Source organism: Brevundimonas sp. TWP2-3-4b2 (assembly GCF_049897345.1).
GTDB lineage: Bacteria > Pseudomonadota > Alphaproteobacteria > Caulobacterales > Caulobacteraceae > Brevundimonas.
This window is the reverse complement of record NZ_JAFCWB010000003.1, coordinates 401,616-426,996: the sequence shown is the minus strand read 5'-3', so window position 1 is coordinate 426,996 and position 25,381 is coordinate 401,616. Positions and strand designations below refer to the sequence as shown.

The window sequence follows — 25,381 nt, the reverse complement described above, 5'->3', positions numbered from 1 at the left end:
GGGCGTGCCAGTGAAATAAGTCTGTAAAAACAGTGCCTGCTTCTGTGGATGCCCGTGGCCTCACGGCAGAATCTGCCGGGGCGTTAACCAAACAGTGACGGGCCGGCGGCGATGGTCGCCTATGTGCTGGAGTCGGATCGTATGAAGGTCACAGGCCCGTCCGGACCGTCGTCGCCGCAGGGGTCGCGCCCCGCGCGCGCCGGCGGTGGCTTTTCCGTGCCCGCGACGGCGGCGAGCCCGACGGCCGCTGCGACGGCCTCGACGTCCGGTCTGTCGGGAGTCAGCGACGTCTCGGCGCTGATGGCGCTGCAGGGCGTCGAGGACGTGACCGAGCGTCGGCGCCGGGCGATCCGGCGCGGCGGCGGGCTTCTCGATCGGCTGGAAGATTTGAAACTGGCCCTGTTGCAGGGCGAGGCGGGGGAGGGTGCGCTGGACCGGCTGTCGCGGACCTTGCGTGAGGAGCGTCCCCTCGACGCCGATGCCGGGTTGAACAGCCTGCTGGACCAGATCGACCTGCGCGTAGCGGTTGAGCTGGCCAAGGCGGATTTACGCCGCACTGCAGCATAAGTCGCCGAATTGTCTTGAAAAAGCACGGTCAGAGAGCACCGGGTGATGAAGAAATGTCACGCTCGCGTCTGGACTTCAAGCTTGGCCGGTCACGCTCTTGCGAGCGTTGTTGCTTCGACTCCTCACCGCCCCTACAGGCATGGCTGCGCCACAGGGGGGCGCTGTTGAGAGCGTGAGTGCGATATGACCGCATTGGCGTCTGTGATTGTCGATCCGGCCGCTTACCGGCCGAGCGACGACGAGCCGTTCATGAGTGAGCGGCAGCTTGCCTATTTTAAGGGCAAGCTGATGGACTGGAAGGATGACATCCTTCGCGAGTCCAAGGGGACTGTCGTCAATCTGAAGGCCGAGACGGAAAATCATCCGGATCTGGTCGACCGGGCGTCGTCGGAATCCGACCGGGCGCTGGAACTGCGCACCCGGGATCGCCAGCGCAAGCTGATCTCCAAGATCGACGAGGCGCTGCGCCGCATCGAGGACGGTTCCTACGGCTATTGCGAGGAGACCGGTGAGCCGATCAGCCTCGGTCGGCTGGAAGCGCGCCCCACGGCGACGCTGTCGGTCGAGGCCCAGGAACGTCACGAACGCCGCGAACGGGTTCACCGCGACGACTGACAAAGGCGGCGACGCCTTGACTTGGCCGGTTTCGAGGGCGACCTAGCGCGCCTTGCGTTTCAAGGTCTGCTCATGCCCGTCAAGGTCCGTTTCGCCCCGTCGCCGACGGGTAAATTGCACGTCGGCAACGTCCGCACCGCCCTGGTGAACTGGATGTTCGCGAAAGGGCAGGGTGGCTCGTTCGTCCTGCGCATCGACGATACCGATCTGGCGCGTTCCACGCCCGAGTTCGAGCAGGGGATCGAGGACGACCTGAGCTGGCTGGGTCTGGTCTGGGACGAGCGTCACAACCAGTCCAAACGTTTCGACCGCTATGAAGAGGCCGCCGCGCGGCTGAAGGCCTCCGGGCGGCTGTACGCCTGTTATGACACCTCCGAGGAGCTGGACCGGCGTCGGAAGGTGCAGCTGTCACGCGGCCTGCCGCCGATCTACGACCGGGCGGGTCTGGCGCTGACGGATGCCGAAAAGGCGGCCTATGAGGCCGAAGGGCGCAAACCGCACTGGCGGTTCAGGTTGAACGGTAGCCGCGTGGCCTGGGAAGACCTGTCGCGCGGCCATGCCGAGGTCGACACCGCCTCAATGTCGGACCCTGTGCTGATCCGCGAGGACGGGCTCTTTCTCTACACCCTGCCGTCGGTCGTCGATGACATCGACATGGCTATCTCTCATGTGATCCGGGGCGAGGATCACGTCACCAACACGGGCGCGCAGATCGAGATCTTCGAGGCGCTGGGCGGGCCGACGCCGGCTTTCGCCCATATGCCGCTGCTGGTGGGTGAGGACGGGCAGGCCCTGTCCAAGCGGCTGGGCTCGCTTTCGATCGCCGAGATGCGCGACCAGGGCTATGAGCCGATCGCCATCACCAGCCATCTGGGCCGTATCGGCACCAGCGATCCCCTGGAGGTCGGCGACTCGATCGAGGCTCTGGGTGCCAGCTTCGCCTTCACCAAGATGGGCCGGTCGCCGGCGCGTTATGACACCGCCGATCTGGACCGTCTGAATGCCCAGGCCCTGCATGCGATGTCTTACGACGTGGCAAGGCCGCGGCTGGCCGCGCTGGACGCGGATCTGGGCGAAGTCTTCTGGAACGGCGTGCGCGGCAACCTTCAGAAGTTCGCTGATGTCACTGAAATGGTGACCATTGTGCGCGGGCCGGTGACGCCGACGATCGAGGACCCGGCGTTCGCCCAGGCGGCGCTGGCGGCCCTGCCGGAGACCATCGACGAGACACTCTGGCCGGTGTGGACGGCTGCGGTGAAAGAGGCGACGGGGGCCAAGGGCAAGGCGTTGTTCATGCCCTTGCGCCTCATGATCACGGGTCAGGCCCACGGGCCCGACATGGCGACGCTGGCACCGATGATCGGCCGCGAGCGGATCGTGAAACGGCTGATGGGCGAAACCGCCTGAACCTTTTCGTCAGCCCGACAGCAAAAAGGCCGCCCCTCGCAGGGCGGCCTTTTCGTTTCAGTCATCAAACGCGTCAGGCGTTGCAGACGGCCAGCTGTTCGGCCGACAGGGCGACGCCCTTGTAGCTGAACGACGACACCACGCCGAAACGGGCTACGACCCGGCGGCAGGCGCGCGGGGCGGGCTGGTTCGCGCCGCCGCTGGCGGTGCAGGAGCCGCCGGTGCAGCGCCAGGAGGCACCGTCGATGATGGTGGCGGACGCCGGAGCCTTGGACGCGTCCGCGAGGACGGCGCTGGACGCAGGCGACTGGGCGAAGGCGGGGGCGGCGACGAAAAGAGCCGCGGCGACAAGCAGAGCACGCATGGGGAGGTCTCCGGACAGGCGGAAACGACCATCGTTCCCGCAACGCCAATGTCCGTTGTTTTTAGAAACTGTCAAGGCAAGTTTCTAAAAGAGACGCACAAACACCGGCTAACTGACCCGTGATTACTTAACGCTGATCATGTTGCAAGTGCGGCGTGGTGCCCGCGCCCTTCATGGCCTCGATCGCTGCCTCGACCGTGTCGCAAACGACCCAGGCCTGCCGGAACGACGCCGGGGTCATGCCTGACTCGATACTGTGTTCCATGACGGCCAGCAACGGCTCCCAGAAGTCGTTCAAATTCAGGAAGATGACCGGCTTTGAGTGAAGGTCCAGCCGCTTCCAGGACAGCACTTCGATGACCTCTTCGAGGGTACCGACACCGCCCGGCGCGACGACGAAGGCGTCCGACTGGTCATACATGATGGTCTTGCGCTCATGCATCGAGGGCACGACCAGGGTTTCGACCTCGTCAAACAGCCGCTCGCGGCTGCGCAGGAAGCCCGGCATGACGCCCAGAACCCGTCCGCCGGCCTCGTGGGCCCCCCGCGCGGACGCCCCCATCAGACCGACGCCGCCACCGCCGTAAACCAGTCGCCAGCCGGCACGGGCCGTCTGCTCGCCGAACGCACGCGCCGCCACGGTATAGGCGGGATCGGAGGCGTCCGAGGACCCGCAGAACAGACAGACGGATTTTCCGTCGAAGGGCTGGATGACGACAGGCGAAGACATGGGGCCTCGAGACACGATGGGAGACAGCGGCCCGCCGGGCGCGCTATCTGGACGCCTACTCCTAGCGGGCGGATGCAGGCGATGAAACGGGCCATGTTGGGCAAGGCGGGAACGGCGGCTATTCTTGTGGCCCTGACAACGGCCTGCAATGCCCCCGCGCCGCCGAAACGGACCGAAGCCCCGGATGCCACGTCGTCGGGCTGGACCCGCCCGCCGGCCATTCTTTCGGTCCGAAGGGTTTCGGCCAGTCTGGTCTTCACCGGCGAGGCTGAACCCGGCACCCGCGTTGTCCTGCGCAACGATTCGGGCGCGGCCTATGCGGCGGCGGCGGACGGGCGCGGACGGTTCGAGATCCGCATGGCGGCACCGGCGGGTGATCTGTGGCTGCAGCCCGAGACCCAGATCGGCCAGGACGCCGCGCCCTCGCCCGATCGGCTGCTGATCGTCGCGGGCGGGCGCGGGCCGATCGCGATCCTGCGGTCGGGCGGACCGACCCGGCGTCTGGACAGGGCACCGGTGCTCGGCGCGGTCGACAGTGACGGTCGGATGCGACTGGCGTCCGGCCAGGCGACTGGAACGGTGCCGATCGAGGTGCAGGCGGGCGGCGAATCCGTCCGCGTTACGCCCGCGGCGGGCAGATGGAGCCTGATGCTGCGCCCCGCGAACGGGCCGGACGGGATCGCGGTCGGCGGGTCGCGCTTCGCCTGGCCCGGGGAGTCCGGATCCGGAGCAGTGCCGCGCGTCGAACGGGCAGGACAGGGGTGGAGGGCGGTGTGGACGGGCGCAGGCGGTGCGCGGCAGACGACCTGGCTGCCGGATCCGGCCTGACGCGATTTACGTTCGGTTAACCAATTCACGCCACCGAAAGACTGTCTTCCTTCTTCGAGGACACCCACCATCACCGAACTTCTTCAGCCCGGCGCTCGCGTCGGGCTTTTTTTTCGGTCTGACGCTGTGGGGAAGGGAGAGAGTGGCTCCGCGGGTAGGATTCGAACCTACGACCAGCCGATTAACAGTCGGCTGCTCTACCACTGAGCTACCGCGGAACACTTCCTCTCGGGAAGGCGGGCGCTATAGCAGCGCGAGTCAGACTGACGCAACGGGAAATATCCGATCTTGGCCGTGATCCGCATCGACCACCCCGACGATCCGCGCATCGCGGGCTTTCGCGACATCAGGGAACGGGACCTGACGGGCAGGCAGGGCCTGTTCGTGGCCGAGGGCGAGGTGGTGCTGAACGTGCTGACGTCGCCGCAAGCCTTGTGTCGACCGGTCGTGCTGCTGCTGGATCAAAAACGGGCCGAAGGACTGGCCGGACTGATCGGCCGGGTCGATCCGGACACGCCCGTCTATGTCGCCGACCAGGCGATTCTGGACGCCATCGCCGGGTTTCACCTGCACCGCGGCATCCTGGCGCTCGGCCAAAAGCCTGAACCCGTGACCATGGATCAGGTCCTCGAGCCGCTGGGGCCGGAGGCGGTCGTGGTCGCGGCCTGCGGGATCGGCAATCACGACAATATGGGCGGCCTGTTCAGAAACGCCGCGGCGTTTGGAGCCGGGGCCGTACTGCTGGACCAGACCTGCTGCGATCCCTTCTACCGCAAGGCCATCCGGGTGTCGGTCGGGGCCGTGCTGAGGACGCCGATGGTCACGGGGCTGGACCTGAATGACATCATTGACGGGCTGGAGCGGGCCGGGTTCGCCGTGCTGGCCCTGACTCCCGGCGCTGAGGCCTCACTGGACCGGATGCCCCGCGGCGGGCGTGTCGCGCTGATGCTGGGTCCGGAAGGCCCCGGACTTGCGGCTGGTGTGATCGCGCGATGCCGGCCGGTGGGGATCCCGATGTCGGGTGGCTTTGATTCGCTCAACGTTTCGGTCGCCAGTGGAATCGCCCTGCATCATTTCACCCGGCAGGCGTGAAACGATCACGGAATTGCGATTAACCCTTCGTATACCTTGATGAACGGTCGGACTTGTGTCGCTGTGACGGCGTCCGGGAGAGTTCAATCATGTTTGGTGGCGTGTTCGTCTTCATTCACCGCAATGCGCGGATCGCGCTGGTGGTGAGTATCGTCGCAGCCGGGGTCGGGGCCGCCAGTGTGATCGGCTGGATCACCGCGCCGATCTAGCGGGCCTGCAGAGCCCGAGACGGCTTCTGTCGAAAATCGCGATGGAGGCCTGACCGAGAATCGAACTCGGGTGCAAGGATTTGCAGTCCTCTGCGTAACCACTCCGCCATCAGGCCCTGGGCCGCTCCGGAAATGATCCGGGGACGACCTCGCCATCGCGAGGGGCGTTCGCTATCAGATCGGATTGTCGCCCGCAACGCACAGACCTATAAGCGCGGCAGATTTCCCGGCCGTCGCCGGGAGCCGTCAGTTGCAGGAACGTCGCTCCATGGATTTCGCCGCCGCCCGCAAGGTCATGGTCGACAGCCAGGTCCGCGTGAACGACGTCACCGATCGCGCCTTGCAGGCCGCGCTCCTGTCCGTCCCGCGCGAGCGTTTCCTGACCGCGGATCGCGCCTGGTCGGCCTATGCCGAGATCGAGCCCGAGATCGCCGCCGGCCGCCGGCTGATGATGGCGCGCGACCTGTCGAAGCTTTTGATGGCGCTGGATGCCCAGCCGGGCGAGACGGCCCTGGCGATCGCCGCCCCCTATGCCGCCGCGGTGCTGGCACGGCTGGGGCTGGCCGTGACAGCCCAGGAAGCCGACGACACCGTTTTCGGCGTCACGGGCGCGGTCCTGGCGGAGGAGGGCGTGCAGACCGTGGTCGCGCCGCTCTCCCGGCCGGTGGGCGAGGGCTACGACATCATCATTTCGGAAGCGGCGGTTCCGGCCCGGGCCGAGGCCTGGCTGGCCGCGTTGAAGATCGGCGGCCGCATGGCCGTGGTCGAGCGCAGCGGCCCGGTCGGCAAGGCGGTCCTGTATGTCCGGGGCGAGCAGGGGCTGTCGCGGCGAGAGCTTTTTGACTCGACCCCGCCGGTCCTTGCAGACCTCGCGCCGGAACCCATGTTCGCTCTGTAAGCGGGCAAGACGGAAACGCCCCGGCTCCGCGTGAAAAAAACTTAACTGGCGCGGGACCAAACGGTCACGCATCAGACAGATGTAGACGAAGGGCGTGCTTCCCCGCGCCAGGCAGGAAAAGACATGCTGAAACGTTCGCGCGCGCTCGCCTCGGTCGCCGTCATCGCCGTGCTCTCGAGCATGGGGGCCCCCGCGTGGGCCGAGACGCTGCGGGACGCCCTGGCGCTCGCCTATCAGACCAATCCCTCGCTCCTGGCCCAGCGCGCCAGCCAGCGGTCGCTGGACGAAACCATCGTTCAGGCCCGTGCCGGCCTGCGGCCCCAGCTCGATGTCACCGCCAGCGCGACCTACAGCCGTTCGGACACGGACACGTTCGGTGTGGTCGAAAATGACGGTGCCGGCGTTTCGATCGGTCTGTCGCAGACGCTGTGGTCCGGCGGCCGAATCGGCCACGGCATCAGCGCGGCCGAGGCCAACATCATGGCCGGGCGCGAAAATCTGCGCGACATCGAACAGACGGTCCTGGCGTCGGTCATCCAGGCCTATGCCGATGTGATTCGGGACAGCGAAATCGTGCAGATCCGCCAGTCCAACCTCGGCGTGCTCGGGCGTCAGCGGGATGAGTCCTCGGCCCGGTTCGAGGTCGGCGAGATCACCCGCACCGATGTGGCCCAGTCTGAAGCCCGGCTGGCCCAGTCCGAAGCGGACCTGGCCAATGCGCAGGCCCAGCTGTCTGTCTCGCGCGCGGTCTATGCGGCTGTAGTCGGCCAGGCCCCCGGTGACCTGGCGCCCATGCCGGTCCTGCCGAACCTGCCCACCGATTTCGACAGCGCGCTGGATGTTGCCCTGCAGGACAATCCCGGCGTCCGTGCCGCCGGCTACAGCCTTCAGGCCGCGGAAGCCAACGTCGCGGCCGCCCGTGCGGAATACATGCCCTCGGCCCGCCTGACGGCATCCTACGGCGGCACAAGCAACGACATCGGACGCCCGGGCGACATCGTCGACAACACCAGCCTCCAGGCGGGTGCCTCGATCTCGGTACCGTTGTTTACCGGCGGGCTGAACAGCTCGCGCGTCGCCCAGGCCCGCGAGCGCGCCAATGCCGCCCAGATCAACGTCGAGGGTGAACGCCGCCGCACCCTGCAGTCGGTCAGCACGGCCTATGCCCAGTCGCTTTCCGCCCGCTCGACCCTGACGGCCGGACAGGAGGCGGTTCGCGCCGCCACCGTCGCCGCCGAGGGCGTGCGTCAGGAAGCCCAGGTCGGCCTGCGCACGACCCTGGACGTGCTGAACCAGGAGCTGGAGCTGCGCAGCGCCGAGGTCACCCTGGCCAGTGCACGCCGCAACGAATACGTTGCCCAGGCCAATCTGCTGGCCGCCATGGGCCGACTGGAGGGGCAGGATCTGGACGCCTCGCTGGCGGTCTACGACCCGGCGGCCAACTACAATCGCGTGCGCAATCGCGGGGCCCTGCCGTGGGACGGTATTGTCGAGGCCATCGACCGGATCGCCGCGCCGCCCGTCATGCCCGCGAACGACGCCGTTGACGCGCCGATCGATACCCAGCTGAAGTCCGACATCATCCAGACCGCGCCGCGCGACTGATCGCGCGTGGGGCGACTGGAGCCCGTTAGAGTTAACCGATCAGGCGAAAAACGCCCGTTGATTCCAGCGGGCTGAGATGCGACGACAGGCGTGTGGGGCGGCTCGTCGGCCCCGCGCCGCCATTCGACAGATTGTGCGCCTCGACCGCGCGCCCGGGGTTTCGACATGACCGACCAGACCGCCGCCCAGGAACCGACGATGGAGGAAATCCTGGCGTCGATCCGCCGGATCATCTCCGAGGACGACGCACCCGCCGAGACGGCGACGGCGGCCGTCGCCCCCGAGCCTGAAGTCGAGGCCGCCCCGGTCGTCGATGTCTCGCCCGCCCTGATGGACGAGACGCCGTCGATGCAGGAGCCCGAGCCGGCCGATGAGGACGTGCTGGAACTGACCGAGGCCTGGCAGGCACCGGCCGCCGAAAGCATCGGTGACCTCGACGTGTCCGCGCCCGAGCCGTTCCCCACCGAACCGGTCAGCGAGTCGATCTTCGCCGCCGCACCGGTCGAGGTGCATACGCCCGAACATCCGTCGGTCCCGACGACCTCCTATGACAGACTGGTCGGCGACAGCGCCTCGGCCAGCGCCGCCTCGGCCTTCGCCGGGTTCGCCTCGTCGCTCCGGCAGCCCGAGCCCGCCGATGTGTCGTTCCCGTCGGGCCCGACGATCGACGAAATGGTCCGCGGCCTGCTGCGCCCGATGCTGAAGGAATGGCTCGACACCAACCTGCCGACGATCGTCGAGGCCCAGGTATGCAAGGAAGTCGAACGCATCGCCCGTACGGCCGGCTGACTTCACCTGCGACCTGATCAAGGCTAGATCATTCCGGGGCGGCTCCAGTCGGGGCCGCCCTTCTCTTTTGTCTACCGCCCTCAAGCAGCGACGCGCCGCGCGCGGAGCGATAGGGAACCAAGAAAAGTCCCCCCCATGCTCGACAAGACCTTTGACCCGACCGCCGCCGAACCACGCATCTATGCGCAATGGGAACAGAGTGGCCTGTTCGCGCCGAAAACCGACGGGGCCGCCGAGGCCTATTCGATCGTCATTCCGCCGCCCAATGTGACCGGCTCGCTGCACATCGGCCATGCGCTGAACAACACCCTGCAGGACATCTTGGCCCGCTATCACCGGATGAAGGGCAAGGCCGTGCTGTGGCTGCCCGGCACCGACCATGCCGGCATCGCCACCCAGATGGTGGTCGAGCGCCAGCTGGCGGCCGCGGGCAATGTCAGCCGCCGCGACATGGGCCGCGAGGCCTTCCTGGCCAAGGTCTGGGAGTGGAAGGCCGAGAGCGGCGGGACCATTGTCCAGCAGCTGCGCCGACTGGGGGCATCCTGCGACTGGAGCCGCGAACGGTTCACGCTCGATCCGGCCATGAATGCCGCCGTGCGTAAGGTCTTCGTCCAGCTGCACAGGGACGGGCTGATCTATCGCGACAAGCGGCTGGTCAATTGGGACCCGCATTTCCAGACAGCCATCTCCGACCTCGAGGTCGAGCAGAAGGAGATGGACGGCCACTACTGGCATTTCGCCTATCCGCTGGCCGACGGCGTCACCTATGAGCATCCGGTCGCCTTCGATGAGGCGGGCGAGGCGACGGAATTCGAGACACGCGACTACATCGTGGTGGCGACGACCCGGCCCGAGACGATGCTGGGCGACACCGGCGTGGCGGTGCATCCGGACGATGCGCGCTATGCCGGGCTGGTCGGGAAATTCGTGATCCTGCCGATCGTCGGGCGGCGCATCCCGATCGTTGCTGACGACTACGCCGATCCGGCCAAGGGATCGGGTGCCGTCAAGATCACCCCGGCGCACGACTTCAACGACTTCCAGGTCGGCAAGCGGGCCGGGCTGGCGGCGCTGAACATCATGGACGCCTTCGGCCGGATCACCGCCGCCGATACGCCCGATGTGCCTGCCGAATACGAGGGCATGGACCGCTTCGCCGCGCGCAAGGCCATCGTCGCCCGCGCCGAGGCCGAGGGCTGGCTGAGGGAGATCGAGAAGACCCGCCATGTCATCCCGCACGGTGACCGCTCGGGCGTGGTCATCGAGCCGTGGCTGACGGACCAGTGGTACGTCGACGCCCACACCCTCGCCCAGCCGGCCATCAAGGCGGTGGAGCAGGGCGATACGGTCTTCGAGCCCAAGTCGTACGAGAAGATCTATTTCGAATGGCTCCGCAACATCGAGCCCTGGTGCATCTCGCGTCAGCTGTGGTGGGGTCACCGGATTCCGGCCTGGTATGACGCCGACGGCAACATCTATGTCGCCGAGACCGAGGAAGATGCCCTGGCCCAGGCGGGCGGCAAGGCTCTGATCCAGGACGAGGACGTGCTCGACACCTGGTTCAGCTCGGCCCTGTGGCCGTTCTCGACCATGGGCTGGCCGGACGAGACCGAGGATCTGCGCCGCTTCTATCCGACCAGCGATCTGGTGACGGCGGCGGACATCATCTTCTTCTGGGTCGCCCGGATGATGATGATGGGCCTGCATTTCATGGACGAGGTTCCGTTCAAACGGGTCATCATCAACGGCCTCGTTCGCGACGAGAAGGGCCAGAAGATGAGCAAGTCCAAGGGGAATGTCATCGACCCCCTGGGCATCATCGACGAACTGGGGGCCGATCCCCTGCGCTTCACCATGGCCATTCTGTCGGGCACGCGCGATATCAAATTGTCACGTCAACGCATTGAAGGGTATCGCAACTTCGGCACCAAGTTGTGGAATGCCGCCCGCTTCGCCCAGATGAATGAGGCCGCGCGCGTCGAGGGCTTTGATCCGGCGACCGTGGACCAGACGATCAACCGCTGGATCCTTGGAGAGCTCACGAAAGCCGAGCGGCAGGTGTCGTCGGCGATCGAGGGCGGGCGTTTCGATGACGCCGCCTCGGCCCTGTATCGATTCGTCTGGAACGTCTTCTGCGACTGGTACCTTGAGCTGGCCAAGCCGGTGTTCATGGGTTCGGACGCGGCGGCCAAGGCCGAGACCCGGGCCATGACGGCTTGGACGCTCGACCAGACGCTGAAGCTGATGCACCCCGTCATGCCCTTCATCACCGAGGAGCTGTGGGACAAGCTGGCCGGGGAGGGGGCCCCGCGCGCCGAGGCCACCCTGATCGGTGCCGCCTGGCCCGATCTGCCGGACGCCTTCATCGACGCCGGTGCTGAGGCCGAGATCGGCTGGCTGGTCGATCTGGTCACTGAAATCAGGCAGTTGCGGGCCGAGATGAATGTGCCGCCTTCGGCCAAGCCGCCGCTGGCCTTCGTCGCGCCGGATGCGACGACGGCGGAGCGGATCGCGCGGCATCGGGACCTGATCCTGACACTGGGCCGGGCGGGCGACCTGACGACCCTCCAGGCGGCTCCGGCCGGGGCCGTGACCTTCGTGTCCGGCGGCGCGACGGCGGCCCTGTCGCTGGCGGGCATCATCGATGTGGCGGCGGAGAGAACCCGCCTGACCAGGGAGATCGCCGCCTTCGACAGCGACATCGGCCATGTGAACAAGAAGCTGGGCAATCCCAATTTCGTCGAACGCGCCGCCCCGGCCGTGATCGAGGAACAGAGGGCCAAGCTGGCCGAGGCCGAGGCCGGCAAGCTCAAGCTGCAGGCGGCGCTGGTCCGGCTGGACGGACTCTAGCCCAGCATCGCCGGCATGGTCGGGCTGATCGACTGCGCGTTGATCAGCGTGCCGTGGCCGGACAGGGACACCAGCAGAATGACGCTCCCAAGGATGCCGAGGGCGAAAAGGATGTTCAGGAAACGCATGGCTCGGTCTCCTGTAGCGGTGTCGAACGGGGCTTCGCCCAACACCGCCCGGGGGTTAGGGGTGATGGATCAGGCGGCCTTGCGGGGCTCGAAGGCATTGGCCTGGAAGGCCGCGTCCACCGGGGTCTCGGCGATGTGGTTGATGTAGTTCGAGATGGTCTTGAGCCCGACGCCCAGGACGACCTCGAGCACATTGGCGGCGGTGTAGCCCGAGGCGATCAGGCGGTTGACGTCGGCGTCCGAGACCCAGCCGCGCTCGCGCACCACCCGGGTAGCGAAGTCGCGCAGGCCTTCCAGTTTCACATCGGCGATGGGGCCGCCGTTGCGGACGGCCTGAACCACTGTCTGGTCCAGCTTCTGGCCCTGGGTGACCGTGGTGTGGGCTGCGACGCAGTAGTGGCAGGCGTTCTCCACGGCGGCGGCGATCAGCACAACCTCGCGCTCCAGCGGGGTCAGGCCGGACTTCTGATAGGCGGCGGCGAGGGACAGATAGCCCTCGATCACAGCCGGGCTTTCGGCGAACTCCCCGACCAGATTAGGCACCAGGCCAAAGGCGGCCTTGGCGGCGGCGATATAGGGACGCGAACCCTCGGGGGCGGTTTCGAGGGTGTGGATCGGGAACTGGGTCATGGCGGTCTCCGGTGCGTGGCGGACGCGGGGTGCGTCGTCGGAGAGGAAGATGCGTCGAACCCCGGCCCGCCAGTAGCCGGAAAGATCGACTTTGACTTATGCGCAAAACGCATGAAAACAATCGGCATGGATCGCCTGTCGGCCCTTCGCCTGTTCGTTCGCGCCGTCGAGACCGGCAGCTTCTCGCGGGCGGCGCGCGATGCGGGCCTGTCGCAGCCGGCCACCAGTCGGGCGATCGCGGCGCTGGAGGCGGATCTGGGGGCCCGGCTGCTGCTGCGGACCACGCGGCGGCTGTCGGTGACCGAGGCCGGCCAGCGCGTCTATGAACAGGCCCAGCGCTTGCTGGATGAAGACTCCGCCCTTGTCGAGGCGGCAGCGGGCGCCGACCGCGAGCCGGTCGGACGCCTGCGTGTATCGACCTCGATCGCCTTCGCCACCGACGAGGTCGCGCCGCATATCGAGGGCTTTCTGGCGTCCTTTCCCCGCGTCCGGCTGGATCTGGCCGCGACGGACGCTCGCGTCGATGCGGTGGCGGAAGGGATCGATCTGATCCTTCGCCTCGGTCCGCTGAGCGACAGCGGCATGACCGGGCGGCGGCTGGGGGTTTATCGCCGCTGGCTGGTCGCGTCGCCCGAAATGCTTGCACGGCTGGACGAGGATGCGCCGCTCGAGGATCGGTTGCGGGGCCACTGTGTGGTCTGCTCGGGGTCGACCCTGGGAGGGCGCTGGCGGCTGGACGGGCCGCAAGCCACGGTCAGCTTTGAAGCCTCCGGAGCCGTTACGGCGGGGGCAGGGTCCGTGGTCCGCAGTCTGGCGATGGCCGGTGCCGGCGTCGCCCTGCTCCCGTCTTTCGCGGTTCGGGAGGAACTGGCCAGCGGACGGCTGGTGCGGGTCGCGCCGGACTGGTCCGGCCCGCCGATCGATCTGACCGCCCTGTGGACTCACCGGGAGTTGCCGCGCAAGGGACGGGTCTTTCTCGACTATCTGTCGCCGCTTCTGGGCCTGGACGAACGATGACGCGCCTGGATGTGCTGCTGGTGTCGAAGGGGCTGGTCGACAGCCGGGCCCGGGCGAAGGCGGCGATCCTCGCCGGGGGCGTCAGCGTGGACGGTGTCGTGGCAAAGGCCGCGTCGCAGACGGTGGCCGAAGACGCCGTGCTGACCGTGGTCGAGCCGCATGGCTGGGTCGGGCGCGGTGCGCTGAAGCTGGATCACGCCCTGAACCTTTGGCCCGTCCCGGTCGAGGGGCGGGTGGTGCTGGATATCGGGGCCTCGACCGGGGGCTTTACCGAGGTCTGTCTGACGCGGGGGGCCGCGCAGGTGTTCGCCGTTGATGTCGGTTCGGCCCAGATGCATGCGCGGGTCGCCGCCGATCCTCGTGTGGTCAATCTGGAGCAGACCGACGCGCGCACCCTGACCACGGCTCTGATCCCGCAGGCCCCGCAACTGATCGTTTGTGACGCCAGTTTCATCGGCCTGGCCAAGGTCTTGCCGGCGGCGCTGGCGCTGGCTGCGCCGGATGCGGACCTGGTCACCCTGGTCAAGCCTCAGTTCGAGGCGACCGGACCAGGCGGGTCGAAGAAGGGGGTGGTCAAGGATCCCGGGGCCCGTCAGGCGGCTCTGGCGTCGGTCTCGGACTGGCTCGAGACCCAGGGCTGGACGGTGCTGGAAACGACGGAAAGTCCCATCACCGGGGCTGACGGCAATGTGGAATATCTCCTGTGGGCGCGCTCAGGCCGCCAGCCGCCGCGCGGCGAGGGTTAGCGCCTCAAATCCCGCGCTCAAGCAGCGAGAAGCCGCGCGGCGCGCGATAGCGCATCAAACATGGAAAAACCCCCGGTGGATTGCTCCACCGGGGGTCTCCGTCACGTCGCCGGTCGACAGGGGGGCTGAAAAATAACCGGCGACGCAATTCTGTGGTCAGTAGCGGCTCGGGCAGGACTGCTCGATGCGGGTGACATAGCGGCCGTACTGATCACGGCGGCGAACCTCTACCGTGCGGCAGCCGGTCTCATAGCCCGACGGGTTGCCGTAGCCGGACTGGTAGCGATCCTGGTACGAACGGTCGGACCCGTAGGAGCGGTCATAGCCATAATCCCGGTCGTAACCGCGATCGTTCGACTGGTAGCCGTCGCCGTAGCGGGCCTGGTCGCCATAGCGGGACTGATTGCCGTATTGCGACTGGTCGTAGCTGTAGCCGTAGCCGCCGGCGCGGTCGCCGCAGTCACGCGCCGAACTGCTGCCCACACCCGCACCGACGACGGCACCGAGGACGCCGCCGAGGATGCTGCCTTCGGTCCGTCGACCGCGTGCTGCCAGCTGCGACCCGACGACCGCGCCGAGCGTGGCACCGACGGCGACGCCGGTTCCCTGACGGTTGCTGCGGTCGGAGCGGCACGCATAGGCGCTGTTGCGGTTATCGCCGTAGCGGTCATCCTGGTAGCCATATCGCGACGACTGGTCGTAGTTGTAGCCTTGGCTATAGGCACCCGAGCCGTAGTTCTGGGCCCCCTGGTAGGTGTAGGCTTGGGCCGAGGCCGCGGTCGGGGTCAGCAGGGCACCCACGGCCGCGAGGGCGGTGGCGGCGGCTGCGGTCTTCATGGTCAGGCGGGCGAACATCGCGTTGATCCTCGTTTGTGGAGACGAGGGCCGAACGGTCGGCTCCCTGTCTGTTGCACTGAGGAATAGGCGGGTGAAGCTGAACGGCTTTTGAGTGGGCCGTTCATCTTCGTTCAGGTTTCACAAGCCGCCCGGAGTCTCTAGGAACGGCCGATGACGGAAACACTGACGATCGCGCGCGTGGGCGGGCAGGGCGACGGCATCGCCGATACGCCCGACGGCCCGGTCTTCGCGCCGCTGACCCTGCCCGGCGAGGTGGTGCGGGGAGAGGTGCGTGACGGGCGGCTGGAAGCGGTCGAGATCGTCACCGCCAGCCCCGACCGGATCGCGCCGGTCTCGCTTCACTATGGCGACTGCGGCGGGTGTTCGCTGCAGCACTGGGCGAACGGCCCGTATCTCGACTGGAAACGCGACCAGGTCCGGTTGGCACTGGCCCGCGAGGGGATCGAGACCGAGATCGAGGCGGCGGTGGCCGTGCCGTCGGCCAGCCGACGCCGGCTGGCGCTGCATGCGCGACGCGGGGAGGACGGGCGGGTCGCGCTGGGCTTCAAGGCCCGCAAGAGCTGGCGGCTGGTCGAGGTGACGGCCTGTCCGGTTGCCCATCCGCGGCTGGTCGAGGCCTTGCCGGCGCTGGCGCGGATCGCGGAGGCCTTTCTGGAGCATCCGAAATCGGCACCGACCCTGCATGTCACCCTGACCCTGACGGGACTGGACATCGATGTGACCGGCGTCGAGCGTCGCTCGGGCGGGCTGTCGGGTGACGCGCAGATGCGGGCGATCCGGGCCGCCGCCGGGGCCGATGTGGCGCGGCTGAGCCTGGCCGGCGACACCTTGATGATGGAGCGACAGCCGACGATCGCGTTTGGCACGGCGACCGTGCCGCTGCCACCCGGAGGCTTCCTGCAGGCCGTACCCGAGGCCGAGGCCGCGATGGTTCAGCGGGCCGTCGAGGCCGTGCAGGGCGCGAAGAAGATCGCCGACCTGTTCTGCGGCGCGGGTGCCTTCACCTTTCCGTTGGCCGCCGTCGCGCCGGTGCTGGCGGCGGACGCTTCGGCGGCGGGCATTGCGGCGCTGAAGGCCGGCATGGGCTCGGCCCGAGGCCTGAAGCCGATCACGGCCGAGGCCCGCGACCTGTTCCGGCGACCACTGGCTCCGTATGACCTGCGTGGATGCGACGCCGTGGTCATGGACCCCCCGCGCGCCGGGGCGGTTGAACAGACGCGACAGCTGCCGGGGACGAAGGCGGCGGTCGTGGTCGGGGTGTCGTGTAACCCGGTCACCTTCGCCCGGGACGCGCGCATCCTGATTGAAGGCGGCTTCCGGCTTGAGCGGGTCACGCCGGTCGATCAGTTCCTGTGGTCGGCCCATGTCGAGCTGGTGGGGATTTTCAGGCGATGACGATGAATGACAATCTGCCGGACGAGGATGGCGGTGGCTTCGACGCCGACGACTGGACCCGGCTGAAGCCGTTCACCGGCACGGTAGCGACGCTGGACGATGTGCAGGCCCGTCGCGCGGTCTTTGCCCTGGGCGAGACGGATGACCCCAGACCGATCGCCATGGAGCTGCCGCAGCCGGTGATCTGGTGGGATGACGACGGCGAACAGGCGGCCGTCGCGGTGCAGGCGGAAACGCACCTCGGACCCGACGGCGAGGAGATGGAAGTCCTCGGCCTGATCCTGCCCGACGGCGGCGGGGCTGTGGCCCTGATGGAGGACGTCGATCTGGTCGATGCCACCGATCCGACGTGGCGGGCGCTGGTGACGAATGCGATCGATCCGGGTGCGGCGGAGGAGGACTAACACTCCCGGATTCCTTCCCCCATTTCGGGGGAAGGTGGCAGGCGAAGCCTGACGGATGGGGGCTTGCCGACGACCTCACGGATCGCTGCCAGCACGTGGTTTGGTCGTGCAAGGATATCGGAGTTCGATAATCGCAGGACCCGAAAGCCCTGCAAGGTCAGCCAGCCGTCGCGTTTGGCGTCGTCGAAAGTGCGCAGCGCCTGGACGCCGCCGTCCGCTTCAACGATCAGGCGGGCGGACAGACAGGCGAAGTCGACGACATACTGCCCGATCGGGACCTGTCGCCGGAAGCGAAGACCGTCGAGCGTCCTGTCGCGAACCAGCGACCAGAAGAAATCCTCCGCGCGGGTGGGTGTCTTGCGCAAACGGCGAGCCATCTTGATCGTCTGTTCAGGCTGCATCCGGCAGGCCCCCATCCGTCTCGCTCCGCGAGCCACCTTCCCCCGAAATGGGGGAAGGAAGATCGAACAGGTCCATCTGCTTCTTCATGTCCGCCGGCACGCGGAATTTCGTCTCGTCCAACGGAAGCCGGGGCCGGTCGAGGCCATAGCGCTTCACCGCCGCCTTGAACCGGGCCGAGATCAGATCGGCGACCGGCCCCGTTCCCGTCATCCGCTGGGACCAGTCAGGGTCGTAGTCGCGGCCGCCACGGGTCTGGCGGATCAGGGACATGACGCGCGCCGCGCGTTCCGGCCGGGCGTCGGCCAGCCACTCGGCGAAAAGGGTTTTGATCTCGAGCGGCAGGCGCAGGGTGACGTACATGGCCGAGACCGCGCCCGCTTTTGCGGCCGCCTCCAGAACCGCCTCAAGCTCATGATCGTTGAGGCCGGGGATGACCGGCGCGAAACCGACCGTCACCGGCACGCCCGCATCGGCCAGCCGGCCGATGGCCTCCAGCCGCTTCGCCGGGGTCGAGGCGCGTGGCTCCATGGCGCGGGCCAGACCTCGGTCCAGGGTGGTGATCGAGACGCAGGCCGAGGCCAGCCCTTCGGCAGCCATCGCCCCGAGAATGTCGACGTCGCGCGTGATCAGGACCGACTTGGTAATGATGCTGAAGGGGTGCCGGAACCGCTGCAGGACCTCGAGCATCGAGCGGGTCGAGTTCAGCTCGCGCTCGACCGGCTGATAGGGGTCGGTATTGCCGCCCATGTGGATGCGTTTGCAGACGTAGCGGGGCTTTGAGAGTTCCTGCTCCAGCAGACGCGCGGCCTCGGGCTTGAAGAAGAGGCGGCTCTCGAAATCCAGGCCCGGGGATAGGCCCATGAAGGCATGGGACGGACGGGCGTAGCAGTAGATACAGCCATGTTCGCAGCCCTTGTAGGGGTTGATGGACCGGTCGAAACCGATGTCCGGACTGGTGTTCCTCGCGATGATGGTCCGGGCGTGTTCCGGCGTCAGGGTGGTGCGCAGGGGCGCGGCCTCGGCGTCGTCGATCGTCCAGCCGTCATCGAAGGCCTGCACGGTTTCGGGCTCGAACCGACCCGTCGCATTCGATCGGGCCCCTCGTCCTTTTGCCGCTTCAGCCATGGGGGCAGGATAGCAGCGAAAAGGAACAAAGCAAGAACCTGTGACTCAACGAAAAAGCCCGGCCATCAGGGCGGGCTTTCAGGATGGTGCGGATGAGAGGACTCGAACCTCCACGCCTCGCGGCGCCAGAACCTAAATCTGGTGCGTCTACCAGTTCCGCCACATCCGCTCAGGTAGGCGAAAGCGTCTAGGCGAGCGGGAGCGGGGCGGCAACGAAAAAGGCCCGGGATCGCTCCCGGGCCTTTCGTCGTTGGGGACCTGATCGCAGGGATCAGTCCTTCTGGTTGTCCACACCGGAGCCCATGGCCTCGGCGGGGGACGACATCGTGGTCTCTTCGGTGATGTCGATGCCCTTGGCGAGCTTGGAGTGCCAGAAGCCGTAGATGATGTAGATCACGGCCCCGACCGCGGCATAGGCACCGAGGATGGTGAGCGGCAGCGGATTGCCGTCCATGGCGTGCTGGATCATCGGCCAGAAGTTGAAGCCGGCCAGGGCCAGGCAGGAGATGATGCCCGCAACGGCCGTGGCGATGCCGCCCGGTACCTTGAACGGGCGCTCCATTTCCGGGTGCTTGATGCGCAGGAAGATCACGCTCAGGCAGACGATGGAGAAGGCGACGGCCGTCCCCAGCGAAACCAGGTCACCGAGGATGGAGATCGGCAGGAAGGACGCGCAAACCGCGATCAGGATGCCCAGAAGAATGGTGCCGATCCATGGGGTGCGGAACTTCGGGTGGATGACGGCGAAGGCGCGCGGCAGCAGACCGTCGCGGGCCATGGTGTAGAAGATGCGCGTCTGGCCGTAGCACAGCACCAGCATCACGGAGGACAGGCCGGTGATGGCGCCGATCTTGATCAGGAAGCTGATCAGGTTCAGCTGACCGCCCTCGGCCGAGGCCACGGCGATATTGGCCCATTCCAGACCCATGCGATCGATGGCGACGGCCACCGGTGCCGGGCTGGCAAGTTCCAGGTAGGGGACGACGCCGGTCATGACGGCAGCGACGGCCATATAGATCATGGTGCAGACGATCAGCGCGCCGAGGATACCGACCGGAACATCTTTCGAGGGGTTCTTGGCCTCGGCTGCGGCCGTCGAGACCGCTTCGAAACCGACATAGGCAAAGAAGATGATCGAGGCGCCGCGCAGGATGCCGGTGGCCCCGTATTCCCCGAATTTGCCCGTCGTGTTCTCGGGAATGAAGGGCTGCCAGTTGGCCGGGTTGATGTATTGAACCCCCACAGCGATGAAGGTCAGCAGAACCACGATCTTGATCATGACGATGACGTTGTTGATCGAGGCGGATTCGCTGACGCCCAGAACCAGCAGGCTGCAAACCGCAGCGATGCCGATGGCGGCGACGAGGTTGAAGGTGCCGGTCAGGGGAAAGCTGTTGACGCCGTCGACAGTGACGGCCTGGATCAGCGGCGTGGCCCAGGACGGGCCTTCGCCGCCGGCGTACTGGATCATCGGGAACAGACCGTCAGCAACGCCGAAATCCTTCAGGATCGAAACGACATAGCCGGACCAGCCGACCGCCACGGTCGAGGCCGCGACACCGTATTCCAGAACCAGAAGCCAGCCCATGATCCAGGCGAAGACCTCGCCGAGAGTGCCGTAGGCATAGGTATAGGCCGAGCCGGACACCGGCATGGTCGAGGCCAGTTCGGCGTAGCAAAGACCGGCGAGCCCGCAGGCGATGCCTGCGACCACGAACGACAGCATGATGGCCGGGCCCGCATGGGCGGCGGCGACCTGGCCGGTCAGAACGAAGATGCCGGCACCGATGATGGCACCGATGCCCAGGCTCATCAGATTGATGGGGCCCAGCGAGCGCTTCAATTCGCTCCTGGCCGCTTCCTTCTGGATCTGGGCTACGGATTTCTTGAGGAACAGACGGTTCCCCTTGGGCCTAAGGCCTTCTGCGGACATCGAGTCTCGCCCCCTGATACACGGCGAGTCCTCCCCGGACCGCCTTCAATGGCGCGGACGCTAGCGGCGCAGGACCCCGCTGGCAACGCGGTTTCCGATTGATGAAGGGACAACGACGCTTTCGTGACCGGCCTCGTTGCAGGTAGACCGCAGGTGATGTTGCCAATCCACGCCGTCCTTCAACCGCTCAAGACCGCCCTGTCTGCGGGCAACGTCGCCGTGCTGGCTGCGCCGCCGGGGGCCGGCAAGACGACCGTCGTGCCACTGGCCTTGCTGGGTGAGGCCTGGCTGGGCGAAGGCAAGCTGCTGGTGCTTGAGCCCCGTCGTCTGGCGGCGCGGGCGGCGGCGGAGCGGATGGCGTCGTCACTGGGCGAACGCACCGGTGACAACGTCGGCTATCGCACCCGTCTGCAGAGCCGGATCGGCCCCCGGACGCGGATCGAGGTGATTACGGAGGGCGTGTTCACCCGGATGATTCTGGACGATCCGGGGCTTGAGGGCGTCGGCGCGGTCCTGTTCGACGAGTTCCACGAGCGGTCGCTGGACGCGGATCTCGGGCTGGCGCTGGCCCGCGAGTCGCAGGGACTGCTGCGCGAGGACCTGCGGCTGCTGGTCATGTCGGCAACACTGGACATTGCCGGTGTGTCGGCCCTGCTCGGTGGAGCGCCGGTGATCGAGGCCGAGGGCCGGATGTTCCCCGTCGAGACATTCTATATCGGCCGGGGTGCGGCCGAGCGGATCGAGGACGCCGCGGCGCGCGCGGTGAGGCTCGCGCTGGGTGAGCAGACGGGATCTGTGCTGGTCTTCCTGCCGGGTCAGGGCGAGATCCACCGCACGGCGCAGCGGCTCCGGGAGACGGTGCGTGATCCGTCGGTCGATATCGCGCCGCTTTATGGTGCCCTGGATGCGGCCGAGCAGGACCGGGCCATCCAGCCGTCCGCCGCGGGGCGGCGAAAGGTGGTGCTGGCAACTTCGGTGGCAGAGACCAGCCTGACGATCGAGGGTGTGCGCGTGGTCATCGACGGCGGCCTGTCGCGCGTGCCCCGGTTCGAGGCCTCCAGCGGACTGACCCGGCTGGCGACGGTGCGCGTCAGCCGTTCTTCAGCGGAGCAGCGTCGAGGCCGGGCTGGGCGCATCGAACCGGGCGTCTGCTATCGCCTTTGGGACGAGGAAGCGACGCGCGGCCTCATCCCGCATCAGCGGCCCGAGATCCTGGAGGCCGATCTGACCGCCTTCGCGCTGGACCTGGCGCGCTGGGGGACCCGGACGACCGAGGGCCTGGCCCTGCTCGACCAGCCGCCGGCGGGTGCCTTCGCCGAGGCGCGCAAGGTGCTGGAGCGGCTGGATGCGCTGGACGGCGAGGGGGCTCTCACGGCCCACGGACGAAGGCTGACGCCCATTCCGCTGCCGCCGCGCCTGGCGCATATGGTCGCCGCCGCCAGTGATGCCGGCGACGCCGCGCTCGGTGCCCGGATCGCCGCGGTGCTGAGCGAGCCGGGGCTGGGCGGAAACGACGTCGACCTGCGCGAGCGGCTTCGGGCGCTGGATCGCGACCGGTCACCGCGGGCGCGCGATGCGATGAACCTGGCCGACCGCTGGGCGCGGGCGGCCGGGGGCGGGCAGGGCGGCGATGCGGACCCCGGCACCCTTCTGGCCGAGGCCTTCCCCGAACGGGTGGCCAGGGCGCGGGGCAAGCCGGGTGAGGTGCTGCTGGCCTCGGGCCGCGGGGCCTTCGTCGAACCGACGGAGTTGCTGGCCCAGGAACCGTGGCTGGCGGTGGCGGAACTGAGCGGGGGTGATGCGCGTGACCGCATCCGTCTGGCCGTACCGGTCGATATCGCGTCGCTCGAGCGAAGGATCGAGATCGAGGACCGGCTCGGCCGCGAACCGTCTGGCCGAATGACGCTGCGGCGTGTCCGCCGCATCGGGGCGATCGTGGTCGATGAGAAGATCGTCGGCGCACCCGATCGGGCAGCGATGACGGCTGTGCTCAAGGCCGAGGTCGAGCGCGACGGGCTCTCCCGTCTGAAGTGGGGCGGGCGGGCGACGGGCCTGCGAGCGCGGCTGGTCTTTCTCGGGTCGCTGGAGGTGGGCTGGCCTGATGTGTCGGAGGCGGGATTGCGGGCCGAAGCCGAGCGCTGGCTCTGGCCATTGCTGGAGGATGTGCAGGCGGTGGACGCCATCAGCGACACGGCGCTGGAGGCCGGGCTGAAGACCTTGGTGCCGTGGGATCGGGCGCGTGCGCTGGATGAGCGGGCACCCGCGCGGCTGCAGACGCCGCTCGGCTCGGCCGTCATCGACTATGCGGCCCCCGGCGGGCCGCGCGTGGATATCCGCGTGCAGGAACTGTTCGGTGTGACCACCCATCCGACCGTCGGCGGCGGGCGTGTGCCCCTGACGCTCGCCCTGCTGTCCCCGGCGCGGCGGCCGGTGCAGGTGACGAAGGACCTGCCCGGCTTCTGGGCCGGCAGCTGGACCGCGGTGCGCAGCGAGATGCGCGGACGTTACCCCCGACACCCCTGGCCGGAGGATCCGACGAAGGCCGAGGCGACCAGCCGGGTCAAGCCGCGTGGAACCTGACCTGTCAGGCCGGTCCGCGCCACGACGCTTGCCTTTTGCGGCCATCCCGCCTACATGCCCGCCCACTTCACACGCAGGCGTGGCGCGGCCAGGGAGAAATCCTGTTCGCTCCGTTCCGAGGACTTCGGTCTTTACAGCGCCTGCGGCGGATCAATCGGATAAAGGACTAACCTCATGGCTCTGCCAGAATTCTCCATGCGTTCGCTGCTCGAAGCAGGCGCGCACTTCGGCCACCAGACGCACCGGTGGAACCCGAAGATGGAGCGCTACATCTTCGGTTCGCGCTCGAACATCCACATTATCGACCTGTCGCAGTCGATCCCGCTGCTGCACCAGGCGCTGGTCGCCGTGCGCGACGTCGCCGCCAAGGGTGGCCGCGTCCTGTTCGTCGGCACCAAGCGTCAGGCCGCCGATCCGGTCGCCGAAGCCGCCAAGCGCTGCGCCCAGTATTACATGAACAACCGCTGGCTCGGCGGCACCCTGACCAACTGGCGCACCGTGTCGGGCTCGATCGCCCGCCTGCGCGAGCTGGAAGGCCTGCTCGAGTCGGGTGGCGACGGCCGCGTCAAGAAGGAGCTGCTGAACCTGCAGCGCGAAAAGGACAAGCTCGAGCTGTCGCTGGGCGGCATCAAGGACATGGGCTCCATCCCGGACATCATGTTCGTGATCGACACCAACAAGGAGGCCATCGCCATCCTTGAGGCCCGCAAGCTGAACATCCCGATCATCGCCATCCTGGACACCAACTCGGACCCGGACGGCATCACCTATCCGATCCCGGGCAACGACGACGCCGCCCGCGCCATCCAGACCTACTGCGACCTGATCGCCGACGCCGTCCTCGATGGTCTGGCTGCCGGCCAGGCCTCCTCGGGCGTCGACCTGGGCGCTGCGGTGAACCCGGACGAGCCGATGCTGCGCGAAGCCAGGGCCCCCAAGGCCAAGGCTGAAGACGTCGCCCCGGCCGGCACGGAAGCCGTCGCCGAGGAAATGATCGCCGCCGCCGAACCGGCAGCCGAACCGGCCGTGGCCGACGAAGCCGCCCAGGCCGCGACCTCGGAAGCCAACGACGCCGTCGAAACCGAGAAGGCCGCGGTCTAAGCGACCCCGACTTTCCACCGACGGCGAAACTGACATACGGCCGGGCTAAACGCCCGGCCGTTCCCGCATACGAACAGACTTCAGGAGATATCCCCCATGGCCGAGATCACAGCCGCCCTCGTGATGGACCTGCGCGCCAAGTCCGGCGTCGGCATGATGGACTGCAAGAAGGCGCTTCAGGAAACCGACGGCGACATCAATGCCGCGATCGACTGGCTGCGCGCCAAGGGCCTGTCCAAGGCCGCCAAGAAGGCCGACCGCGTCGCCGCCGAAGGCCTCGTGGCCGTGGCTTCGAAGGAAGTCGGAGCCGGTGAAGTCGGTGCCGCCATCGAGTTCAACGCCGAGACCGATTTCGTCGCCCGCAACGACCTGTTCCAGAACGCCGCCAAGTCGTTCGCCCAGCTGGGCCTCGAGCATGCCACGCTCGAAGGTCTGCACGGCGCCGAGCTGGAAGCCGGCAAGACGGTCCAGGACGAGGTCACCCAGCTGATCGCCACCGTCGGCGAGAACATGCAGCTGCGTCGCGCCGCCCGCCTGTCGGTCGATGAAGGCGTCGTCGCCTCCTACGTCCACAATGCGGTGTCGCCGGGCCTCGGCCGTATCGGCGTGCTGGTGGCCCTGCACGGCGGCGGCGACAAGGTTGCCCTGCGCGAACTGGGCCGCAAGATCGCCATGCACGTGGCCGCCACGGCCCCGCTGTCGTTGAACACCGACGATCTGGACCCCGCCGCCATCGAGAAGGAACGTCAGGTCCTGACCGAAAAGGCCAAGGAAGAAGGCAAGCCGGAAGCCATGATCGCCAAGATCGTGGAAGGTCAGATCAACAAGTTCCAGAAGGAAGTCGTGCTGATCAAACAGCCCTTCGTGATGAACCCCGACGTGACCATCGAACAGCTGGTCGCCGACACGGGCAAGGAACTGGGCTTCCCCGGCCTGCACCTCGCCGGCTTCGTCCGCCTTGCCCTCGGCGAAGGCGTCGAAAAGGTCGAAGGCCCCGACTTCGCCAGCGAAGTCGCCGCGATGTCGGGCGGAGCCGTCTAAACTACGGATCTGCTCTGCGACGGATCATCCTCCCCCGTATGCGCGGGGGAGGATTTTCTTTATGTGC

Annotated in this window: 24 protein-coding genes and 3 tRNA genes; 16 read left to right on the top strand and 11 right to left on the bottom strand. The window is 67.4% G+C overall.

All coding sequences use genetic code 11. From position 1 onward, the window contains the following. Positions 1 to 141 precede the first annotated feature (141 nt). The 3 genes from ACP7AS_RS09175 (at position 142) to gltX (ending at position 2,589) form a co-directional block, all read left to right on the top strand. Positions 142 to 567, top strand: a complete 426-nt coding sequence (locus tag ACP7AS_RS09175) for a flagellar assembly protein FliX (RefSeq protein WP_426028562.1) — start codon at positions 142 to 144, stop codon at positions 565 to 567. 183 nt (positions 568 to 750) lie between these two features. Beyond that, positions 751 to 1,182 carry an RNA polymerase-binding protein DksA gene (dksA, locus tag ACP7AS_RS09170; RefSeq protein ID WP_426028561.1) on the top strand — a complete coding sequence of 144 codons (432 nt, stop codon included), beginning with the start codon at positions 751 to 753 and terminating at the stop codon, positions 1,180 to 1,182. Between the two features lie 72 nt (positions 1,183 to 1,254). Next, on the top strand, positions 1,255 to 2,589 hold the full coding sequence (gene gltX, locus ACP7AS_RS09165; protein ID WP_426028560.1) for a glutamate--tRNA ligase: 1,335 nt from the start codon (positions 1,255 to 1,257) through the stop codon (positions 2,587 to 2,589). Positions 2,590 to 2,662: 73 nt separating this feature from the next. Here the strand turns inward: gltX and ACP7AS_RS09160 are convergent, their stop codons facing one another. Both ACP7AS_RS09160 and ACP7AS_RS09155 read right to left on the bottom strand, forming a co-directional pair. Then, positions 2,663 to 2,953 (bottom strand): CC_3452 family protein, encoded by a 291-nt coding sequence (locus tag ACP7AS_RS09160; protein ID WP_426028559.1) that lies wholly within the window; start codon positions 2,951 to 2,953, stop codon positions 2,663 to 2,665. A gap of 127 nt (positions 2,954 to 3,080) precedes the next feature. Further along, complete coding sequence (locus ACP7AS_RS09155; protein WP_426028558.1) at positions 3,081 to 3,683, bottom strand: TIGR00730 family Rossman fold protein; 603 nt, start codon at positions 3,681 to 3,683, stop codon at positions 3,081 to 3,083. Between the two features lie 81 nt (positions 3,684 to 3,764). Here ACP7AS_RS09155 and ACP7AS_RS09150 point away from each other — a divergent pair, with 81 nt between their 5' ends. Beyond that, complete coding sequence (locus ACP7AS_RS09150; protein ID WP_426028556.1) at positions 3,765 to 4,511, top strand: hypothetical protein; 747 nt, start codon at positions 3,765 to 3,767, stop codon at positions 4,509 to 4,511. A 143-nt stretch (positions 4,512 to 4,654) separates the two neighbouring features. Here ACP7AS_RS09150 and ACP7AS_RS09145 read toward each other — a convergent pair. Continuing rightward, positions 4,655 to 4,729 (bottom strand) — tRNA-Asn (locus ACP7AS_RS09145). Between the two features lie 70 nt (positions 4,730 to 4,799). Here ACP7AS_RS09145 and ACP7AS_RS09140 point away from each other — a divergent pair. Further along, positions 4,800 to 5,603 (top strand): TrmH family RNA methyltransferase, encoded by an 804-nt coding sequence (locus tag ACP7AS_RS09140; protein ID WP_426028555.1) that lies wholly within the window; start codon positions 4,800 to 4,802, stop codon positions 5,601 to 5,603. Positions 5,604 to 5,854: 251 nt separating this feature from the next. Here ACP7AS_RS09140 and ACP7AS_RS09135 read toward each other — a convergent pair. Next, positions 5,855 to 5,928: transfer RNA gene (locus tag ACP7AS_RS09135), tRNA-Cys, on the bottom strand. Positions 5,929 to 6,080: 152 nt separating this feature from the next. On the opposite strand from ACP7AS_RS09135, the gene ACP7AS_RS09130 reads away from it, so the two are divergent. The 4 genes from ACP7AS_RS09130 (at position 6,081) to ACP7AS_RS09115 (ending at position 11,954) form a co-directional block, all read left to right on the top strand. Beyond that, positions 6,081 to 6,710 (top strand): protein-L-isoaspartate O-methyltransferase family protein, encoded by a 630-nt coding sequence (locus ACP7AS_RS09130; RefSeq protein WP_426028554.1) that lies wholly within the window; start codon positions 6,081 to 6,083, stop codon positions 6,708 to 6,710. 123 nt (positions 6,711 to 6,833) lie between these two features. Then, positions 6,834 to 8,315: a TolC family outer membrane protein gene (locus ACP7AS_RS09125; protein ID WP_426028553.1), complete on the top strand. Its 1,482-nt coding sequence runs from the start codon at positions 6,834 to 6,836 to the stop codon at positions 8,313 to 8,315. A 165-nt stretch (positions 8,316 to 8,480) separates the two neighbouring features. Continuing rightward, entirely contained in the window at positions 8,481 to 9,104 is a 624-nt protein-coding gene (locus ACP7AS_RS09120) for a DUF2497 domain-containing protein (protein WP_426028552.1), read from the top strand. Between the two features lie 135 nt (positions 9,105 to 9,239). Then, a complete protein-coding gene (locus tag ACP7AS_RS09115; RefSeq protein WP_426028551.1) occupies positions 9,240 to 11,954 on the top strand; it encodes a valine--tRNA ligase in 2,715 nt (904 codons plus the stop codon). Here the strand turns inward: ACP7AS_RS09115 and ACP7AS_RS09110 are convergent. Further along, positions 11,951 to 12,082: a hypothetical protein gene (locus ACP7AS_RS09110; RefSeq protein ID WP_426028549.1), complete on the bottom strand. Its 132-nt coding sequence runs from the start codon at positions 12,080 to 12,082 to the stop codon at positions 11,951 to 11,953. The two genes, ACP7AS_RS09115 and ACP7AS_RS09110, sit on opposite strands and share 4 nt — an antisense overlap. A 69-nt stretch (positions 12,083 to 12,151) precedes the next feature. Further along, positions 12,152 to 12,712 carry a carboxymuconolactone decarboxylase family protein gene (locus ACP7AS_RS09105; protein WP_426028547.1) on the bottom strand — a complete coding sequence of 187 codons (561 nt, stop codon included), beginning with the start codon at positions 12,710 to 12,712 and terminating at the stop codon, positions 12,152 to 12,154. Positions 12,713 to 12,838: 126 nt separating this feature from the next. Between ACP7AS_RS09105 and ACP7AS_RS09100 the strand changes: the two genes are divergently transcribed. Further along, the gene (locus ACP7AS_RS09100) at positions 12,839 to 13,729 is read left to right on the top strand and encodes a LysR substrate-binding domain-containing protein (RefSeq protein ID WP_426028546.1); all 891 of its coding nucleotides are present in this window, start codon (positions 12,839 to 12,841) and stop codon (positions 13,727 to 13,729) included. Continuing rightward, positions 13,726 to 14,475 (top strand): TlyA family RNA methyltransferase, encoded by a 750-nt coding sequence (locus ACP7AS_RS09095; RefSeq protein WP_426028545.1) that lies wholly within the window; start codon positions 13,726 to 13,728, stop codon positions 14,473 to 14,475. Before ACP7AS_RS09100 ends, ACP7AS_RS09095 begins: the two co-directional genes overlap by 4 nt. Before the next feature lie 156 nt (positions 14,476 to 14,631). On the opposite strand, the gene ACP7AS_RS09090 is transcribed toward ACP7AS_RS09095, so the two are convergent. Continuing rightward, on the bottom strand, positions 14,632 to 15,330 hold the full coding sequence (locus tag ACP7AS_RS09090) for a glycine zipper 2TM domain-containing protein (RefSeq protein ID WP_426028543.1): 699 nt from the start codon (positions 15,328 to 15,330) through the stop codon (positions 14,632 to 14,634). Between the two features lie 153 nt (positions 15,331 to 15,483). On the opposite strand from ACP7AS_RS09090, the gene ACP7AS_RS09085 reads away from it, so the two are divergent. Together ACP7AS_RS09085 and ACP7AS_RS09080 are read left to right on the top strand one after the other, a co-directional pair. Continuing rightward, positions 15,484 to 16,728: a class I SAM-dependent RNA methyltransferase gene (locus ACP7AS_RS09085; protein ID WP_426028541.1), complete on the top strand. Its 1,245-nt coding sequence runs from the start codon at positions 15,484 to 15,486 to the stop codon at positions 16,726 to 16,728. Between the two features lie 2 nt (positions 16,729 to 16,730). After that, positions 16,731 to 17,132: a hypothetical protein gene (locus ACP7AS_RS09080; RefSeq protein WP_426028540.1), complete on the top strand. Its 402-nt coding sequence runs from the start codon at positions 16,731 to 16,733 to the stop codon at positions 17,130 to 17,132. Here the strand turns inward: ACP7AS_RS09080 and ACP7AS_RS09075 are convergent. The 4 genes from ACP7AS_RS09075 to ACP7AS_RS09060 all read right to left on the bottom strand — a co-directional run bounded on the left by ACP7AS_RS09075 (position 17,129) and on the right by ACP7AS_RS09060 (position 20,592). Continuing rightward, on the bottom strand, positions 17,129 to 17,533 hold the full coding sequence (locus tag ACP7AS_RS09075) for an endonuclease domain-containing protein (protein ID WP_426028539.1): 405 nt from the start codon (positions 17,531 to 17,533) through the stop codon (positions 17,129 to 17,131). The genes ACP7AS_RS09080 and ACP7AS_RS09075 overlap by 4 nt on opposite strands. Continuing rightward, positions 17,523 to 18,659: a PA0069 family radical SAM protein gene (locus ACP7AS_RS09070; RefSeq protein ID WP_426028538.1), complete on the bottom strand. Its 1,137-nt coding sequence runs from the start codon at positions 18,657 to 18,659 to the stop codon at positions 17,523 to 17,525. Before ACP7AS_RS09070 ends, ACP7AS_RS09075 begins: the two co-directional genes overlap by 11 nt. Positions 18,660 to 18,743: 84 nt before the next feature. Beyond that, positions 18,744 to 18,828 (bottom strand) — tRNA-Leu (locus tag ACP7AS_RS09065). Positions 18,829 to 18,930: 102 nt separating this feature from the next. Continuing rightward, positions 18,931 to 20,592: an amino acid permease gene (locus tag ACP7AS_RS09060; protein WP_426028537.1), complete on the bottom strand. Its 1,662-nt coding sequence runs from the start codon at positions 20,590 to 20,592 to the stop codon at positions 18,931 to 18,933. A gap of 156 nt (positions 20,593 to 20,748) precedes the next feature. On the opposite strand from ACP7AS_RS09060, the gene hrpB reads away from it, so the two are divergent. From hrpB to tsf, 3 genes are all read left to right on the top strand, one after another. Further along, complete coding sequence (gene hrpB / locus ACP7AS_RS09055) at positions 20,749 to 23,172, top strand: ATP-dependent helicase HrpB (RefSeq protein ID WP_426028536.1); 2,424 nt, start codon at positions 20,749 to 20,751, stop codon at positions 23,170 to 23,172. A 174-nt stretch (positions 23,173 to 23,346) separates the two neighbouring features. Beyond that, the gene (gene rpsB / locus ACP7AS_RS09050; RefSeq protein ID WP_426028535.1) at positions 23,347 to 24,273 is read left to right on the top strand and encodes a 30S ribosomal protein S2; all 927 of its coding nucleotides are present in this window, start codon (positions 23,347 to 23,349) and stop codon (positions 24,271 to 24,273) included. Between the two features lie 96 nt (positions 24,274 to 24,369). Continuing rightward, complete coding sequence (gene tsf / locus ACP7AS_RS09045; RefSeq protein ID WP_426028534.1) at positions 24,370 to 25,314, top strand: translation elongation factor Ts; 945 nt, start codon at positions 24,370 to 24,372, stop codon at positions 25,312 to 25,314. Positions 25,315 to 25,381 lie beyond the last annotated feature (67 nt).